General features: G+C 61.6%; 14 protein-coding genes. 4 read left to right on the plus strand and 10 right to left on the minus strand.

Annotation, left to right across the window (positions count from 1 at the left end):
- Window positions 1-5 precede the first annotated feature (5 nt).
- Window positions 6-560: a dihydrofolate reductase gene (locus NWI01_RS10865; RefSeq protein ID WP_141383862.1), complete on the plus strand. Its 555-nt coding sequence runs from the start codon at window positions 6-8 to the stop codon at window positions 558-560.
- Here NWI01_RS10865 and NWI01_RS10870 read toward each other — a convergent pair.
- Together NWI01_RS10870 and aspS are read right to left on the minus strand one after the other, a co-directional pair.
- Entirely contained in the window at window positions 557-2839 is a 2283-nt protein-coding gene (locus NWI01_RS10870; protein ID WP_141383863.1) for an NADP-dependent malic enzyme, read from the minus strand. The two genes, NWI01_RS10865 and NWI01_RS10870, sit on opposite strands and share 4 nt — an antisense overlap.
- A gap of 186 nt (window positions 2840-3025) precedes the next feature.
- Complete coding sequence (aspS, locus tag NWI01_RS10875) at window positions 3026-4798, minus strand: aspartate--tRNA ligase (protein WP_141383864.1); 1773 nt, start codon at window positions 4796-4798, stop codon at window positions 3026-3028.
- Window positions 4799-5026: 228 nt separating this feature from the next.
- Here aspS and rnd point away from each other — a divergent pair, with 228 nt between their 5' ends.
- Window positions 5027-6175 carry a ribonuclease D gene (gene rnd / locus NWI01_RS10880; RefSeq protein ID WP_141383865.1) on the plus strand — a complete coding sequence of 383 codons (1149 nt, stop codon included), beginning with the start codon at window positions 5027-5029 and terminating at the stop codon, window positions 6173-6175.
- Between the two features lie 217 nt (window positions 6176-6392).
- Here rnd and NWI01_RS10885 read toward each other — a convergent pair whose 3' ends face one another.
- From NWI01_RS10885 to NWI01_RS10905, 5 genes are all read right to left on the minus strand, one after another.
- Window positions 6393-7703, minus strand: a complete 1311-nt coding sequence (locus NWI01_RS10885; protein ID WP_141383866.1) for a hemolysin family protein — start codon at window positions 7701-7703, stop codon at window positions 6393-6395.
- Window positions 7704-8078: 375 nt separating this feature from the next.
- Window positions 8079-9578, minus strand: a complete 1500-nt coding sequence (ppx, locus tag NWI01_RS10890; RefSeq protein ID WP_141383888.1) for an exopolyphosphatase — start codon at window positions 9576-9578, stop codon at window positions 8079-8081.
- Between the two features lie 19 nt (window positions 9579-9597).
- Window positions 9598-11799 (minus strand): RNA degradosome polyphosphate kinase, encoded by a 2202-nt coding sequence (locus NWI01_RS10895; protein ID WP_141383867.1) that lies wholly within the window; start codon window positions 11797-11799, stop codon window positions 9598-9600.
- 260 nt (window positions 11800-12059) lie between these two features.
- Entirely contained in the window at window positions 12060-12740 is a 681-nt protein-coding gene (locus NWI01_RS10900) for a DnaA ATPase domain-containing protein (protein WP_141383868.1), read from the minus strand.
- Window positions 12741-12785: 45 nt separating this feature from the next.
- Window positions 12786-13328, minus strand: coding sequence for a CDP-alcohol phosphatidyltransferase family protein (locus NWI01_RS10905; protein WP_141383869.1), 543 nt, complete (start codon window positions 13326-13328; stop codon window positions 12786-12788).
- Window positions 13329-13567: 239 nt separating this feature from the next.
- Between NWI01_RS10905 and purM the strand changes: the two genes are divergently transcribed.
- A complete protein-coding gene (gene purM, locus NWI01_RS10910) occupies window positions 13568-14641 on the plus strand; it encodes a phosphoribosylformylglycinamidine cyclo-ligase (RefSeq protein ID WP_141383870.1) in 1074 nt (357 codons plus the stop codon).
- Between the two features lie 24 nt (window positions 14642-14665).
- Entirely contained in the window at window positions 14666-15319 is a 654-nt protein-coding gene (gene purN / locus NWI01_RS10915) for a phosphoribosylglycinamide formyltransferase (protein WP_141383871.1), read from the plus strand.
- Between the two features lie 189 nt (window positions 15320-15508).
- Here the strand turns inward: purN and NWI01_RS10920 are convergent, their stop codons facing one another.
- The 3 genes from NWI01_RS10920 to ndk all read right to left on the minus strand — a co-directional run bounded on the left by NWI01_RS10920 (window position 15509) and on the right by ndk (window position 17815).
- Window positions 15509-15712 (minus strand): cold-shock protein, encoded by a 204-nt coding sequence (locus tag NWI01_RS10920; protein WP_141383872.1) that lies wholly within the window; start codon window positions 15710-15712, stop codon window positions 15509-15511.
- Window positions 15713-16204: 492 nt separating this feature from the next.
- Window positions 16205-17023 (minus strand): TerC family protein, encoded by an 819-nt coding sequence (locus NWI01_RS10925; RefSeq protein ID WP_141383873.1) that lies wholly within the window; start codon window positions 17021-17023, stop codon window positions 16205-16207.
- A gap of 369 nt (window positions 17024-17392) precedes the next feature.
- Window positions 17393-17815, minus strand: coding sequence for a nucleoside-diphosphate kinase (gene ndk, locus NWI01_RS10930; protein ID WP_141383874.1), 423 nt, complete (start codon window positions 17813-17815; stop codon window positions 17393-17395).
- Window positions 17816-17870: the final 55 nt, after the last annotated feature.

Here is a 17870-nt window from a genome sequence, read left to right on the forward strand (position 1 = left end):
GAAAAATGCTTCGCATCGAAGGTTACGTTATCGTGTCGGCCGACGGAATGCTTGCCGATGCCAACCGGGTGATGCCCGAAGCGCTGAAGTTCAAGGGCGACCTCGAGTTCTTCACGTCGGGTCTTGATGGCGCGGCTGTCGTCGTTCACGGACGCAATTCGTTCGAGGATCAGCCCAACTCCCCGCTCCGCAAAAGAATCATACTTACCCATCGCGTCGCCGGCGTTGAACCTGATCCCGAAAACGAAATGGCGACCTTATGGAATCCCGCCGGCGCTTCGTTCGAGGACGCCTGCTCCCATGCCGGCGTGCGCGAGGGAACGGCCGCGATCATCGGTGGGCCTACAGTTTTCGAGATGTTCCTTGATCGTTATGATACGTTCTGGTTGTCGGAAGCTCCGCATGTGAGGCTGCCCGGGGGCGAAGGCTGCTTCCCTGGCGTTCCCGATACCTCTCCGCAAGCTGTGTTGACGGCGCATGGCCTTCAGCCTCGCGAGGTCCGGATTCTCGATGCGAAGAACGATGTTCGCGTCACCGCATGGCGCCGGCCACAGGGCTAGATACGTGTCGCGCGTTCCTGCGCTTCGACCACCGCAATGGCCGTCATGTTGAGTATGCCGCGCGCCGTTACTGACGGAGTCAGAATGTGCGCGGGACGCGCGGGACCAATCAGGATAGGCCCGACCAGCAGCCCGTTGCCGAGCACCTTGATCATCTGATAGGCGGCGTTCGCCGCATCGAGGTTGGGCAGTATCAGAACGTTGGCGACGCCGGTTAGCCGGGAATGCGGCAGTATCAACTGTCGCGCGGACTCGGACAAGGCGGTATCGCCCTGCATTTCACCGTCAGCCTCGATATCGGGATGTCGGGCGGTGAAAAGCTCGGTCGCCCGCCGCGCCTTGCGGGCGGATTCGGTGTCGTAGCTGCCGAAATCGGAATGCGACACGAAAGCGATCTTCGGCTTGATGTTGAAGCGCTGCACATGCACCGCGGCCTGGGCTGCGATGTCCGCCAGTTCTTCCGCGGACGGGTTCGGGCGCACCTGCGTATCCGCAATGAAGTAGGCGCCCTTGCCGGTGATCATCAGCGACAGCGCGGCGAAGTCGCTTGTCCCCGGCAGATACCCGATGATCTCCCGGATGTGCCGGAGGTGCCGCATATAGCTGCCTTCGACGCCGCACAGCATCGCATCGGCTTCGCCTCGCACCACCGCGAGCGCGGCGATCACTGTCGCGTTGGTGCGGATCGTGGTCCGGGCGACGTCCGGCGTCGCGCCGTGCCGGCCGGCGACGTCGATATAGGACTGCACATAGGAGCGGTAGCGGGGATCGTCCTCGGGATTGATCAGATCGAAATCCCTGCCCGCCTTGATCGCAAGGCCGAGACGCCTGATCCGCGTCTCCACCACGGACGGGCGGCCGACCAGGATCGGGCGGGCCAGTTGCTCCTCGAGCACCTGCTGGGTTGCCTGCAGCACCCGCATATCCTCGCCCTCGGCGTAGATCACCCGAAACGGCCGCTTCTTCGCCTCCGCGAATACCGGCTTCATGACGAGGCCGGACCGGAAGGCAAAGCGTTCAAGCCGCGCGTGGTACTCGTCGAAATTCGTGATCGGCCGCGTCGCTACGCCTGAGGCCATGGCGGCCTTCGCGACGGCGGGCGCGATGCGCAGGATCAGCCGGGGGTCGAACGGCCCGGGAATCAGGGAGCCGGGTCCGAAACCCTGAGTCTCGCTGTCAAACCGGATTGCCGCATCAAGCGGCGGTTCGCGCGCGAGCCGGGCGATGGCATCGACAGCGGCCAGCTTCATCGCCTCGTTGATCGCGGTGGCGCCGACGTCGAGAGCGCCGCGAAAGATAAAGGGAAAGCACAGGACGTTGTTCACCTGATTGGGAAAGTCCGAACGGCCGGTGCAGATCATGGCGTCGGGCCGCGCCTTGCGCGCCTCTTCCGGCATGATTTCCGGAACAGGGTTGGCGAGCGCCAGCACCAGCGGCCTGTCCGCCATCTGCGCGACCATTTCCGCCGTCAGCACGCCGCCGGCGGAGACACCAAGAAACACATCTGCGCCTGAAATCACCTCGGCTAGCTTGCGTTTGTCCGTCTTCTGCGCATAAGCCGCCTTCCACTTGTCCATCAGCGTATCGCGGCCCTCGTAGACCAGGCCGTCGATGTCGCAGACCCAGATATTTCTGCGCTGCGCGCCCATCGACACCAGCAGATTGAGGCAGGCGATGGCGGCCGCGCCCGCGCCGGAAGCAACGATCTTGACTTCCGCGAGCGCCTTGCCGTTCAGCATCAGGGCGTTGGAAACTGCGGCCGCGACAATGATCGCGGTGCCGTGCTGGTCATCATGGAACACCGGAATCTTCATCCGGGCCTTCAGGCGCTCCTCGATCTCAAAGCACTCCGGCCCCTTGATGTCCTCAAGGTTGATCCCGCCGAAGGTCGGCTCCAGCGCCGCGACCGTCTCCACCACGCGCTCGATAGTGTCGGCGGCGATCTCGATATCGAACACGTCGATGCCAGCGAACTTCTTGAACAGGACCGCCTTGCCTTCCATCACGGGCTTGGAGGCGAGCGGCCCGATATTGCCAAGACCGAGCACGGCGGTGCCGTTCGATACCACCGCGACCAGATTGGCCCGGCCGGTCAGCGTAGCGGCTTCCGCCGGATCGGCGACGATCTCTTCGCAGGCCGCGGCGACGCCGGGCGAATAGGCCAGCGCGAGGTCACGCTGGTTGGCGAGCGGCTTTGTCGGCTGGATTTCGAGTTTGCCGGGACGCGGGGAGCGATGAAAGGACAGCGCGGCGGAGCGGAGATCCTCTGAATACGACACGTTGCAGCGCTCCTTGCCGCCTGCCTTGGTCAGCTCCCGGCGTAGGTTCTGACGATGGTGCGCGCGGGCCTACCGGCCCGGGCGTAAGCCTACGCCAAAGCGCTCCGGCCCGAGCCATGCCCCTGATTCCTCCGGCATTTGAGAAAAGCCGGTGGAATCGGGGACGCCGACGTTGGAATCGAGGCGTTAATTCTGCGGCAGATTGAGCCGGATATGAAGCTCGCGCAACTGCTTCGGAGCGACCTCTGACGGCGCGCCCATCAGCAGGTCTTCGGCCCGCTGGTTCATGGGAAACAGCGAAATCTCGCGCAGGTTGTTTGTTCCGCAGAGCAGCATGACGATGCGATCGACGCCGGCCGCCATGCCGCCATGCGGTGGCGCGCCGTACTGAAACGCGCGGTACATGCCGCCGAACCGCTCGACCACCTCGTTCTCGCCATAGCCCGCGATTTCGAACGCCTTCACCATCGCTTCCGGCCGGTGGTTGCGGATGCCGCCGGAGGCGATCTCGTAGCCGTTGCAGGTGATGTCGTACTGGAACGCCTTGATCGTCAGTGGGTTCTGGGTGTTGAGCGCATCGAGCCCGCCCTGCGGCATCGAAAAGGGATTGTGCGAGAAGTCCACCTTCTTGTCTTCTTCGTTGTACTCATACATCGGGAAATCGACGATCCAGGCCAGCTCGAACCGGTCCTTATCGATCAGGTTCAACTCCTCGCCGAGCCTGGTGCGCGCGAGTCCCGCGAATTTCCAGAACTTCGCCGGGTCGCCGGCCACGAAAAATGCGGCGTCGCCCGCCTTGAGGCCAAGCTGGACACGAATCGCCTCGGTCCGCTCTGGGCCAATGTTGTTGGCAAGCGGGCCCGCCCCCTCGCCGCCTTCGCGCCACATGATGTAGCCGAGTCCCGGCTGGCCCTCGCCCTGCGCCCACGAATTCATGCGGTCGCAGAACGCCCGGCTGCCGCCGCCGGGTCCCGGAATCGCCCAGACCTGGTTCTTCGAATCCTCAAGCATCCGCGCGAACACCTTGAAGCCGGAGCCGCGGAAATGCTCGGAGACGTCCTGCATCAGCAGCGGATTGCGCAAGTCGGGCTTGTCGGTGCCGTACTTGCGCAAGCTTTCAGCGAACGGAATGCGCGGCCAGTTCCTTGTGACTGGCTTGCCCTTGGCGAACTCCTCGAAAATGCCGGTAATGACCGGCTCAACCGCAGCAAAAACATCGTCCTGCTCGACAAAGCTCATCTCAAGGTCGAGCTGGTAGAACTCGCCCGGCAGGCGGTCGGCGCGCGGGTCCTCGTCGCGGAAGCACGGCGCGATCTGGAAGTAGCGGTCGAAGCCCGACATCATCAACAGTTGCTTGTACTGCTGCGGCGCCTGCGGCAGCGCGTAGAACTTGCCGGGATGAATGCGCGAGGGAACCAGGAAGTCGCGCGCGCCTTCCGGCGAGGAGGCCGTCAGGATCGGAGTCTGGAATTCGAAGAACCCCTGCTCCTTCATGCGCTTGCGCATCGAATCGACAATAGCGCCGCGGGTCATGATGTTCTGATGCAGATTCTCGCGACGAAGGTCGAGGAAACGGTACTTAAGCCTTATATCTTCAGGGTATTCCTGCTCACCGAACACCGGCAGCGGCAATTCCGCGGCGGGTCCGAGCACCTCGATTTCCGTAATATAAACTTCGACCGCTCCGGTCGGCAGTTCCGGATTTTCGGTGCCGGCGGGACGGCGCCGCGCCTTGCCATCGATCCGGACCACCCATTCCGAACGAAGCTTTTCCGCCAGCGCGAAGGCCGGGGAGTCCGGATCGGCCACGCACTGGGTCAGCCCGTAATGGTCGCGCAGGTCGATGAACAGCACCCCGCCATGATCACGAATCCGATGGCACCAGCCTGACAGGCGGACGGTCTGGTCGATGTGGCTGTCGCGGAGCGCGCCGCAGGTATGGGACCGATAGCGATGCATGGGAATCCTGCAAGAAGGCGTCAGAGGCGGAACAGGGGTCGGACGGGCCGCCGGATGGTTGAGCGTCAGGGGTTTACCCGAGCGAAAGGTGCGCGGCAACCGAGAGGCGGAACCTGGAAAGAGTGGCCCGGATGATCATTCTTGACCGGAAAAGTCCGAAAAAAACAAGCGCGGCGTACAGCAAAAAAGCAGGGCGACAGGGCAAAAAAGACGGGCTATGGAGCGTTCATGGATTTGATTACCACCTCCGCGGAGCTGGCCTCCGTCTGCGCTCGCCTCGCCAGGCACCCGGTCATTACCGTCGACACCGAGTTCCTCCGCGAGACCACATATTACCCCCTGCTCTGCGTCATTCAGCTGGCAAGTCCCGATGAAGCCGTGGTGGTCGATGCTCTCGCCGAGGGAATCGACCTGAAGCCGTTTTTCGCTCTGATGTCGAACGAAAACGTCCTCAAGGTCTTCCACGCAGCACGGCAGGATATCGAGATTATCTGGCACCAGGCCGGGCTCATTCCCCATCCTGTCTTCGACACTCAGGTTGCCGCCATGGTGCTGGGACATGGCGATTCCATCGCCTATGACGCGCTGGTCGAGCGCATTACCGGACACCGTCCGGACAAGACCCACCGATTCACCGACTGGTCGCGCCGTCCGCTGACCGCGGAACAACTCGAATACGCCGTGGCGGATGTCACTCACCTCCGCGACGTCTTTGCCGCGCTCGACGCCGATCTCAGGAAGCGCGGACGCAGCGATTGGGTCAGCGAGGAGATGGAGGTCCTGACGTCGCCGAAGACCTACGATTTTCATCCCGAACGTGCATGGGAACGATTGAAGAGCCGGGTCCGCAAGCCGAAGGACCTTGCCGTCCTGATGGAAGTGGCGGCCTGGCGCGAACAGGAAGCCCAGAGCCGCAATATTCCGCGATCCCGTGTTCTGAAGGACGACGCCGTCGGCGATATCGCGATCCATGCTCCGAGCAGTCCGGAACGGTTGGGGGCGCTGCGTTCGCTGCCCAAGGGTTTTGAAAGGTCGCAGTGGGGCGCTGATATCGTCGCGGCGGTCCAGCGCGGGCTTGCACGAGACCTGCGTTCGCTGCCCAGGATCGAGAAGCCCCGCAACAATTCGAACGGCGCCGCCACGGTGGAGCTTCTCAAGGTTTTGCTGCGCATGACCTCCGAGCGCCATGCTGTCGCCAGCAAGGTGATCGCGACGGTGGATGACCTGGAGCGAATCGTCGCCGATGACGGGGCCGATGTCGGTGCGCTGCACGGGTGGCGGCGTGAACTGTTCGGCGAGGCCGCCCTCGCCCTGAAGCACGGCCGGCTGGCTCTGGCGATCGAAAAGGGCAGCGTGGTCCGCGTGGAGCGAACGTAGAGCATGATCCTGACCCGAAGGGCCGCGCCAGCACAAAGTGGAAACAGGTTCTCGGAGAAGATCATGCTCGAACAAAAAGATGGGCGACGAGTGTGATTCAACGCGGTTGAATCGGATTCAACGCGGTTGAACAGGCTCGAGAGTCTTTTCGCTTCTGATGAGATGCGAAGCGAGGCTTTCCGATTCCTGAAGCACGCGCGCGATTCAGCGATGTACGTCACCCGACGGACCTCGAAGCGATCAGCCTGCTGATCCGCGGGCCATCCATTTCCGAGATCCGGAACAACCACCCTTCCCAGGTGAACTCGTCGCCGACAGCCGGTATCCGACCCAGCAACTCGATCGCGCAGCCCGCCACGGTATGGAAATCTCCATCCGGCTTACGGCTGATGCCCAGGTGTATCATCGCTTCGTCAATCGGCATTCGTCCGTTGATGACAAACTTGCCGTCGCCTCCTCCCAGTATGTCGGGCTCCTCACCGGCATCCGGCAGTTCACCTGCGATGGATTCGAGCAGATCGGTGCGCGTGACGATCCCCTGCAACGTTCCGTACTCATCGACCACGATGCCCACGCGAACAGGTTGCGCCTTGAAACGCTCGATGGCTTGCAGGATCGGCGTGAACTCCGAGAGCGCGAGCGGTTGCTGCAACACCGCGAGCGGATCGACTTCACGTCCCTCCAGAGCCTGATCGAGCAGGTCTTGCTTGCGAAGCACGCCCACGACCTCATCAATGCTACCCTGCCCGATAACGACGTGCTCATGCTTGCACTCACGCACCACATTGAGAATCTCGTCCCGGCTGTCATCCGCGTCGGCCCAAACGATGCTCATCCGCGGAGTCATGATGTCGCTCACGTCGCGACGGGTAAGGCTGATGACCCGCTCAACGACTTCCCGCTGGGTTCGAGCGAGCAAGCCCGCTCGCTCGGTCTCGGCAACGAGAAGCCTGATCTCGTCAGGTGAGTGAAGCGTTTCCTTTTCGCTGGCGGCGCTGAGGCCGAACAGACGCAAGACGCCGTTGCCGAGCCCGTTCAATGACACAATCGCCGGTTTCAACAGCAACCCGAACAACGCGAGCGGACGCACGATGATCAGCGCCGTGGTCTCGGTCCGCTGCAAGGCGAGGCTCTTCGGCGCGAGTTCGCCAAGCACGATGTGCAGGATCGTAATGATAGCAAAGGCGATAATGATGGCGATGGCGTGAGCGCCGATCTCGGCCCCGGTACCGAATGGCAGAACCAGCAGCGGCTCGATCAGGTGCGCCAGCGCCGGTTCTCCGATCCAGCCCAGAGCCAATGATGACAGCGTAATTCCGAGCTGGCACGCCGCGAGATTATAATCGAGATGTTCAACCGCCTTCTGTAGCGCACGGGCGTTTGCGCCTCCCGCGGCAACCAGTTGCGCGACGCGGCTGCGACGCATTGCCACCAGCGAAAATTCAGAAGCGACGAAGAAACCGTTCGCGACGACGAGAATGATGACAGAGAGAACTCCGGCCAGACTGGTTAAACTGCCATCACCCACGGCGACATCTCCTTATGGAAGGCGAGAGCGTCTTCGAGCGAAATGGATACCGGTTCGCATGAAGAAAACGCGTCAAATCACGATCATAGAGCCTCGCTTCTGATTCCATCAGCAGCGAAAGGCTCTTGGTGCTTCACCACCACGACAACGTTACAGAAGCGGGTGCTTGATGCGCAAAGAGAAAACGTCGCAGGCGGCGCTGATGAACAAGCCTAGTGTGGTGGTTCAGAAGTTCGCTTTCAGGGTCCAGCGATTCTGCCAGGCGAACTTCTGAACCTAAACCACACTAGAATTATAAAGCTGCCAGTGTCCCTGTGATTTCGAAGTTCGCATCAAAGGTCGCTGCAAGGGTTTGCGAACTTCGGAATCGGGACACTAGCGGAGGACGATCGAGCCCGAACGGCCGACAAGGCGCGCCAGTTGCTTGAACCGGCCACCCACACGATCCGCGACCAGATCGACCAGCCGGTGTTCGAACACAAGCGTCAGCTTGCGACCGCTGTTTTTGAACTGGGTGGCGGACAACACACCTGGTTGAGCCGCCGAAATCAGATGCGCGACGCGAAAGGCGGCGCCCAGAATACGCGCTCTCTCATCCATGGGCGACGTCACCAGTTCGCCTACCACGGGTGATGGCCCGTTCGCTTCGTTCAACCCGGCATAGCGGTAGTATACCGACAGCGCGACGAAAGCTCGTCCTTGATGGTCGATGCTGACGAAATTGCCATTCATGATCAAACTGAGAGTCTGCTCGCTGCGGTAGTCGGGATGTATGCGCCAGCCGATATCGGAGAGCAGGCAGGCGGTGTGGCGCAGCCGTCGGTCGTCTTCGGTCTCCTGAAGCTTGAGAGCCCGGAACAACCGATCGGTCCATTCGATCAGTTCCTCGGCATGACAGGCTGAGCGCGACAGCAGGCTATTCAGCGTTTGCGCGGCGCAGATCAATCCATCCCTGGATCGGTCGGCAGCGGGCAGCATCGAGTAAAGCAGACCCTCGCGGACGCCATAGGTTGAGAAAACGATGGCCTTCGGCTTCGCAATCCGGATGATGTGCTCCAGCACGAGAGCGGCATAAGTCAGCAGCGGCTGCCGGGCTTCGGCGACGACCTCGATATCCGCCAGCATGTCGGAAGCAACCAGACGGCGCAGCCGCCGGACGAAATCAAGCGCGTCGGCTGCGGGAATGGAATAGCCGTGCATGACACGAAGCGGATAACCGCTCTGGATGATGTGAAGGCGCGCCAGCGCCCGCCATGTTCCGCCGATAGCGTAGAAAGTGCGGCCTTTGCCGGCCTTCAGCGGCGTCGCATCGGCAAGCGCGGCTTTTACAATGCTGTTCGCGCGCTTCAATGATTTCTTCGACGCATCCTGCAAGGCGAGACTGCCGAGCGGCAGCGTTATTCCGCGACCCACCCGGTGGTCGCGCACGTCGGTCAATTCCAGCGAACCGCCGCCGAGATCGCCCACGATCCCGTTCGGTTTGTGGACGCTGGAAACGACTCCCAGGGCGGCAAGATAGGCTTCCTGTGATCCCGGCAGAATTTCAACCGGCACGCCGCAGATGCGTTCAGCCTGAGCTATGAAATCCGCGCCGTTCGTGGCATCGCGGCATGCCGCGGTCGCGATGGCGTAAACGCGGCTGATCTTCATGACCTTGCACAGCGCATGGAAACGCCGCAGGGATGTCAGCGCCTTGCTGATCGCATCCGACGCAAGCAATCCGGTGGACTGCACCTCGCGCCCGAGTCCGCACGATGCTTTCTCGTTGAAGACGGAGACGAGACTTCGCTCCAACGCTTCATAGACGACGAGGCGGACGGAGTTGGAGCCGATATCGATGACGGCGACGCTGGATTCCGGTTTACGCGGACGCAGATATGTCGGGGCCGGCGTTCTATGCCGGCGGCTGCCGCTCTGAGCGACGCGTGAGACGGCGCGGCGAAGATTCCTTGAGCGACTTTCCACGGCCGGACAGACTCGGGTTTGTCATGAAATAGTTATGCAGGTTGAAGGGCTCCTCACCCTTCGCGGCCTTCATACGCGTTGACGATCCATCCGGCAACAACTGCCAGCTCTGTTCGGTATCCTTGAGGTTCGCGACCATGATTTGCTCGAGAACCTGCTGATGCACCGTCGCATTCTGCAGCGGGCACAGCACCTCGACGCGCCGGTCGAGGTTGCGCGGCATCATGTCCGCGGACGAGATATACACAGCGGCCTTTGGTCCCGGCATGGGTTGCCCCATTCCAAAACAGTAAATCCGGCCGTGCTCCAGAAACCTGCCGATGACTGACTTGACGCGAATGTTTTCCGACAATCCGGGAACTCCGGGCCGCAGGCAGCAGATGCCGCGCACGATCAATTCGACGGAAACGCCTGCCTGGGATGCTTCGTACAGCGCATCGATGATGTCGGGATCGACCAGCGCGTTCATCTTCATCCAGACCGCGGCCGGTTTGCCGTTACGGGCGAAAGTGGTTTCACCGCGAATATGATCGATAATCCGATTCCGCAGCGTCAGAGGCGATACGGCCATTCTCTCGATATCGCTCGGCTCGGCGTAACCCGTGATGTAATTGAATACGCGCGCCGCATCACGGCCTATGATCGGATCGGATGTAAAATACGACAGGTCGGTATAGATACGCGCGGTCACCGGGTGATAGTTGCCGGTACCGGTGTGGACATAGGTCGCGAGACTGCCGCCTTCCCGGCGCACGACCAGCGAGAGCTTGGCATGCGTCTTTAGCTCGAGGAAGCCGTAGACCACCTGCACACCGGCACGTTCGAGATCGCGCGCCCAGCGGATGTTGGCCTCTTCGTCGAACCGCGCCTTGAGCTCGATGAGCGCCGTGACGGACTTGCCCGCCTCCGCGGCCTCCGCCAGCGCCCGCACGATCGGCGAGTTGTTGGAGGTGCGGTAGAGCGTCTGCTTGATGGCGACGACGTCAGGGTCGCGCGCGGCCTGTTGCAGGAACTGCACGACGACGTCGAACGACTCATAAGGATGATGAACGATCAGGTCCTTCTGCCGGATCGCGGCGAACACGTCGCCGCCATGATCGCGCACACGCTCGGGATGGCGCGGAACATACGGCACGAATTCAAGGTCGGGCCGGTCGAGTCGTGTGAGTTGCGACAGCTCGTTCATGGCGAGGACGCCGTCCACCAGCAGCACTTCGTCGTCGGCCGCCGATAGCGCCCGCTGAACGAATGCACGCAGCTCGGCGGGCATCGCGGCCTCGATTTCGAGCCGGATGACGGAGCCGCGCCGGCGGCGTTTCAACGCGGTCTCGAACAGGCGAACCAGGTCCTCCGCCTCCTCCTCGATTTCCAGCTCGGAGTCCCGGATGATGCGGAACGCGCCCTGCCCCTTGACCGTGTAGCCCGGAAACAGCCGGTTGATGAACAGGCTGGTGGCGCCTTCAATCGTGATCAGCCTGACAGGATCGTCCTTGCTGGCCACCGGCAGCCTCAGGAACCGGTCGATCTTGCCGGGCATGCGGATCAAAGCATTCATCGGCTTGCCATCCGACGTCCGCGCCAATTGCAGCGCGATGGTGAAGCCAAGGCTTGGAATGAACGGAAACGGGTGGGCCGGATCAATGGCGAGCGGCGTCAACAAAGGGAAGATATTGTGCAGGAAGTGATCGGCGATCCAGCTCCGCTCGGCTTTGGTGACATCCTTGCCGTCGATCAGGACGATCCCCACTCCGGCCAGCATATTGCGCAGATCCCGCCAGATCGCCTGTTGATCGCTCGCGAGATTCGAGACCGTCTCGTTGATGAGAATAAGTTGCTCCGACGGCGTCAGCCCGTCCGGGCTGCGCTCGGTGATCCCTTCCCGCACCTGCGCCTTGATGCCGGCGACGCGAACCATGAAGAATTCATCGAGGTTATTGGCGGAGATCGACAGGAATCGGACGCGCTCAAGCGCGGGATGGCCGGGATTGACCGATTCCTCAAGGACGCGGCGGTTAAAATGCAGCCAGGATAATTCCCGATTGATAAACCGTTCCGGACTGGCGCGGATCGCCGAGTCCAGTTCCAGTTCCAGCTTTTTGTCTTCGGGAGCAATCGCTTGAATTGAATCCATCGATATGTCGGTCCGTATTCTCGTGTTTTCGAGCGAAGCGGATAGCCGGTTCGCGCAAGGAAAACGCGTCCAATCAAAACCTGTGCCTGCTCCGACCTCCCTCAAAAGTGGCGAGCATCAGAAGTGGCGTAGCTCAGATGCTGCGGCGGCGGTGCAACAGCGGCAAACCATGGGCCAGCTCAATGACGTTTCCATGACATTTGACGTTGCGGAAGGTCGCGGCGTCAAGGTCTATCGAAGGAACGCAGAGCCGTGTGGCTTCAGTCGATATTTCGAAGCAGTTCTGCGGCGAGCGCGCGCGTCACCGGCCGGCCAAGGCGTAACGATTCGGCATCGAGCTGTTCGACGGCGAGGCGAGCGGCGGCAACCGATCGTTCGGTCCGCGTTGCGATGAAACTCACGATCGCTTCGTCGATATTCATCTGGCGGTCCGCTGAGAACTTCACGATCAGCGCCCGGAGCAGATGATCGTCGGGCGGCATCAACGTTACGACCGGCACCGCGCGGAGTCGCGACCGGAGATCGCGCAGCCCGATCTCGATCGCGGCGGGAGTGACTCGCGCCGTCATCAGCACGAACGCGGTTTCCTCACGGGCGAGGTTCATCAGGTGGAACAGGGCAAGCTCATCGAAGGTTTTCGGATTGAGGTCCTCCACGACGAGCGCCCCTGTCGTCAGGGCCATCGGCACCGTCGCCGCGGTCAGGCCTTGCGCGCTGATGGAGCGCGCCCCTGCCCGCTCCGCCCAGATCGCCGCGAGGTGGCTCTTGCCGCAACCTTCAGGGCCGGCCAGCAACATGATCCTGTTCGGCCACTCCGGCCAGCCCTCGATCAGCGACAGCGCCGCCGCGTTCGCGGGACCTTCAAGAAAGTCGTCCCGCGAAAAGCTCTCAGCGTGCGGCAGCGTGAATGCGAGCTGACGGGAGGGAGGACGGCCTGCCACGCATCTACTCCACGTCAGCACCAACTCGCGTGTACCGTGCCATCTTCATTTCGGATCGATGGTGCTCATGTGGCGCACCCACTCCACGAGATAGAACGAGACGGAAACCAGGGTCAGGATCGCTATGGCGGCCATCAGAAGGGCTTCGTAGGGCGAGGAATCGAATCCGAATCCCAGCGCGGCCAGCACCAGCGCCGCGAACGCGACCTGCGCTCCTGTATTGAGCTTCGAGACCAGCAGCGGCTTCATCGGCACCGGCTTGTTGAACAGCCACGATACGATCACCGCCCCGACGATCATGATGTCGCGCGAGACCACCAGGATAACGAGCCAGATGGGCACGGCGCCCCAAATGCCGAGCGTGACGAAGATCGAGACCAGCAGCGCCTTGTCGGCCAGCGGATCCAGAAGCGCACCAAGTTCGCTCGCCATGTTGAAGCGCTTGGCTAGAAACCCGTCCACCGCGTCGCTGACGCCGGCAATCACAAAGATGGCGAAAGCGATCTCCATCTGATTGGAGGCGATAGCCCAGATAATGATTGGCACGAGCAGAATACGGCCGAGCGTAATAATATTTGGAATACTCACGCGACTTTCCAGGCTCCGGATGGTTCCCGCACAAAACCTTCGGGAGGCGAGGCTTTGCAGAAGCGGTCGGCCTTTGTCTACATAGTATATGCGGACAGCCGGTGCGAGCCATTGCGCAAGTCCGCAATCCGACGTAACCAGCCCGGATGTCTTCGAGCGCTGCTGGTGTCCCTTTGATTCCGAAGTTCGTATCAAAGGTTGCGGCAAGGGTATGCGGACTTCGGAATCGGGACACTGGCATGACCGACAGGAACAACAGCCTTACCTATGCCGGGGCGGGCGTCGATATCGACGCCGGCAACCGGCTGGTCGACCTCATCAAGCCGATGGTGCGCGCAACCGCTCGCGCTGGCGCGGAGGCTGAGATCGGCGGATTCGGCGGCCTGTTTGATCTCAAGGCCGCCGGATTCGCGGACCCGGTTCTGGTCGCGGCCAACGACGGGGTCGGAACCAAGGTCAAGATCGCGATCGAAACCGGCATCCACGACACCATCGGCATCGATCTCGTCGCCATGTCCGTCAACGATCTCGTCGTGCAGGGCGCGGAGCCCTTGTTCTTCCTTGATTATTTTGCCTGCGGCAAGCTCGATCCCGAAACCGCCGCGGCGATCGTGGCCGGAATCGCGGAAGGCTGCCGGGAGGCAGGTTGCGCCCTGATCGGCGGCGAAACGGCTGAAATGCCCGGCCTCTACAAGGACGGCGACTACGACCTCGCCGGCTTCGCGGTCGGCGCGGCGGAACGCGGCTCCCTGTTGCCCGGCCGCGATATCGCTGCCGGTGATGCGGTGATCGGACTCGCGTCGTCCGGCGTGCATTCCAATGGCTATTCACTGGTCCGCAAGATCGTCGAAGCCTCGGGTGTCGCCCTCTCCGCTCCAGCGCCGTTTGCCCCTGTGGCGACCTTGGGAGGCGCGCTGCTGACCCCTACCCGGCTCTACGTCAAATCCTGCCTGCGCGCGATCCGCGAAACCGGCGCGGTGAAAGGGCTTGCCCACATCACCGGAGGCGGCTTCACCGACAACATTCCTCGCGTCCTGCCCGAGGGACTCGGCGTGAGGATCGATCTCGCGGGGTTGACGGTCCTTCCGGTATTCAAATGGCTGGCGCATCAGGGGCGCGTCGCCGAACGCGAGATGCTTCGAACCTTCAATTGCGGCATCGGAATGGTCGCGATCGTGCGCCGCGACGCGGTTCAGCAGGTCGTGGATGTGCTGACGCAGGCCGGCGAACGTGTGTCGTTGCTCGGCGATGTGATCGCTGCGGGCGATGAAGGCCGGGTCGTTTACGACGGTCAACTCGATCTCGCCGTGTAGAACGCCCCCGCAGGGAATGAGAGCATGAAACGCCGTGTCGCCATCCTGATCTCCGGACGCGGATCGAATATGACGGCGCTGGTGGAGGCTGCAAAGGCCGAGGGCTTTCCGGCTGAAATAGCCGTCGTCATTTCCAATAAAGCCGGCGCGGCGGGCCTCGCCAGAGCCCAGGCGGCCGGCATCGAGACCCTCGTCATTGAAAGCAAACCATTTGGCAAGGACCGTGCGGCGTTCGAGGCCGAACTGCAATCCGCTCTGGACGACAAGCGCATCGAGTTCATCTGCCTCGGCGGCTTCATGCGGCTGTTCACCGCCGAATTCGCCCGATGCTGGCATGGACGGATGCTCAACATCCATCCCTCGCTGCTTCCATCATTCCGGGGCCTCGACCCCCACGGTCAGGCCCTGCGCGCGGGTGTGAAGATCTCAGGCGCCACGGTGCATTTCGTCGTTGCGGAAACAGATGCCGGCCCCATTGTCATGCAGGGCGCGGTGACCGTGCGTGACGACGATACAGAGGAGACGCTGGCCGCGCGCGTTCTGGAAATCGAGCATCGCATCTACCCGGATGCGCTGCGGCTGGTCGCGGGCGGAGGAGTGCGACTGGATGGCGACATCTGCAAGACGTCGGCAAATGCCAGTCCGGACGATAGCCTGATCTCGCCGTCAGTGATCTGACTACGTCCCGCCTATAGCGTTTCCGAGCAAAGCGGATGCCGGTTTGCGTGAAGAAAACGCGTCAGATCATAATCGGAGAGCCCCGCTTCTGATTTCCATCAGAAGCGGAAAGACTATAGGTCAAGGCAGATCCACCCGCCCTCGCGATTGAAGGAGCGTGTCGCCGAACCGATCGCGGAGAGCTGTGATTTACGAGATCTTCAGATTCTCGGCGGAGGTCTTGCCGCGATTTTCAACCAGATCGTATTCGATCGTCTGGTTTTCGTCGAGGGTGCTCAGGCCGGCGCGCTCAACGGCGGAGATTTGAACGAACACGTCCCTGTCGCCGGTTGTTGGCTTGATGAAGCCGTACCCTTTGGTTGGGTTGAACCATTTGACGGTGCCCTTCTGCATCGCCTGTCTCCTGTTGGGATGTGATCAAAGACGTGGCCGCACTTTCGCGCCTCACGCCACAAGCGGGCCCCTCTCCTGATCTTTGCCGAACTTTCCGAATTGTACCGACGGGCGGGCTCTCAACCGATTGTTAGGGGATTGCAACATGAAAATTACCGCTTAGCAAGCCACGCCAGGGAACGGAGAAACACCCGGGACCGCGGCTTTGAAAGAAGCGGCGATACGACCGCGACAGACGAAACCGAAGCGTTTCAAGGTGTCTTGGCGATGCGTGGCCGTGTCGGAAACGAACCAGCTTCGCTCGTCAGTCTCCCGCTATCCACATGTTTGATTGCATGCGGAAGACCTGCTCTCCGGAACGGTCAAAGCGTTTTCGAGTGAAGCATGTCCTCGGGCTCGAGCCCTAAGGATGGAATCCGGTTCGCGTAAAGAAAACGCGTTAAATCAATATCATAGAGCCTCGCTTCTGATTCAGTCAGAAGCGATAATGCTCTAGTCGGAAATTTTCCGGCGGTTGCGTATCATCGATCCGGCGCTGAGCACGATCATGATCCCCAGCAAGCCGCACAAAACCTCGCCTCCGGGTCCCCCGGCGGCAAACTGGGGCGCGATGCCGAGCCACCCCAGGACCGCGTCCAGAAAAACTCCGGTCCCTCCATCGAAGAACTGATGCAGCCGTGGCGCCACCGCCGGATCGGTCGCGATGACCTCGCCCGCGATCCAGCCCAGCAACGCTGATCCGGCCCAGATCAAGAAAGGCAGGCGCGTCAGAAGCATCATGATCAGCGCCGCGCCCGTCACGATCAGCGGCACGCTGACAGCCAGCCCGATGATCAGCAGCGGCACGCTGCCATTCGCCGCCGCCGCGATCGCGATGACATTGTCGAGACTCATCACGAAGTCGGCGACCACGACGACCCGGACGGCGGACCAGAGGCGGCCGGCTGCCGGGATCGCATCCTCGCCCTGCTTCTCCGGCACCAGCAGCTTGGTGGCTATCACAAGCAGCGCGAGCCCCCCCACCAGCTTGAGGTAGGTCAGTCCCATCAAGGTTGTGATGATTCCGGCGAAGATGATGCGGAGGCCAACCGCGGCGCCCGCGCCGAGCACCACCCCCCAGAAGCGCAGCCGGGGAGCCAACCCACGACAGGCAAGCGCGATCACCAGCGCATTGTCGCCGGACAAGACGACATCGATCCAGATGATCTTGCTGACGGCGAGCCAGAACGCCGGATCATTCAGATCGTTTCGAAACTGATCGAAGGCCGAGGCGATCGCCGTCAGGTCGAAGACGTGCAGTAGCGAATCCAACACCTGTTCCTTCGATCGAACGCCGCCAGACTCGGCCGATAGCGTTCTCGCGCGAAGCATGTCCCCGGGATGTGACCCGAGGATGGCGGCCGGTTCGCGTGAGGAAAACGCGTCAAAACAACAATCTCAGGCCTTGCTTCCGATTGAAGCGGAAGCAAAGCTCCAGAGTCTGTTTCAACCGCGTTGAATCCGATTGAACCGCGTTGAATCAGACCCGTCGCGTACCTTTTTGTTCGAGCATGATCTTCTCCGAAAACCGGTTTCCACTTTGCGCTGGCGCGGTCTTTCGGGTCGGGATCATGCTCTAGAAATTATTGTCTGGTCGCATTTTCTTGCGGCGAACCGGTATCCACTTCGCCGGAAAATGCTCTAGCCGACGATCTCGTTGCCCGAGAAGAACTGGGCGATCTCGATTGCCGCGGTTTCGGCTGCGTCAGATCCATGAACGGAGTTTTCACCGACCGATTTTGCATGGAGCTTGCGAATGGTGCCATCGGCCGCCTTGGACGGATCGGTCGCACCCATGATGTCGCGATACTTGAGGATCGCGCCTTCGCCTTCCAGCACCTGCACGACCACCGGCCCGGAGATCATGAAGTCGACGAGTTCTCCGAAGAATGGGCGGGCCTTGTGCACGGCGTAAAACGTCTCGGCCTGCTCGCGGGTCATGCGGATGCGCTTTTGCGCCACAATTCGAAGTCCGGCCTTTTCTATCAGGGCGTTGATCGCGCCGGTCAGGTTTCGCGCGGTCGCGTCCGGCTTGAGAATTGAAAAGGTGCGTTCAATCGCCATGATGTCGTCCTTGATTTAGCGGTCGCAGGAATTGCGCGCTTATATCGGCGCCTGT

It is taken from the genome of Nitrobacter winogradskyi (assembly GCF_006539545.1).
GTDB classification, from domain to species: domain Bacteria; phylum Pseudomonadota; class Alphaproteobacteria; order Rhizobiales; family Xanthobacteraceae; genus Nitrobacter; species Nitrobacter winogradskyi_A.

What these genes read in the sequence shown, in the direction of transcription:
- purN (WP_141383871.1), top strand. Translation starts at nt 14,666, where the DNA reads ATGAAACGCCGTGTCGCCATCCTGATCTCCGGACGCGGATCGAATATG.
- ndk (WP_141383874.1), bottom strand. Translation starts at nt 17,815, where the DNA reads ATGGCGATTGAACGCACCTTTTCAATTCTCAAGCCGGACGCGACCGCG.
- aspS (WP_141383864.1), bottom strand. Translation starts at nt 4,798, where the DNA reads ATGCATCGCTATCGGTCCCATACCTGCGGCGCGCTCCGCGACAGCCAC.
- NWI01_RS10895 (WP_141383867.1), bottom strand. Translation starts at nt 11,799, where the DNA reads ATGGATTCAATTCAAGCGATTGCTCCCGAAGACAAAAAGCTGGAACTG.
- purM (WP_141383870.1), top strand. Translation starts at nt 13,568, where the DNA reads ATGACCGACAGGAACAACAGCCTTACCTATGCCGGGGCGGGCGTCGAT.
- rnd (WP_141383865.1), top strand. Translation starts at nt 5,027, where the DNA reads ATGGATTTGATTACCACCTCCGCGGAGCTGGCCTCCGTCTGCGCTCGC.
- NWI01_RS10920 (WP_141383872.1), bottom strand. Translation starts at nt 15,712, where the DNA reads ATGCAGAAGGGCACCGTCAAATGGTTCAACCCAACCAAAGGGTACGGC.
- NWI01_RS10865 (WP_141383862.1), top strand. Translation starts at nt 6, where the DNA reads ATGCTTCGCATCGAAGGTTACGTTATCGTGTCGGCCGACGGAATGCTT.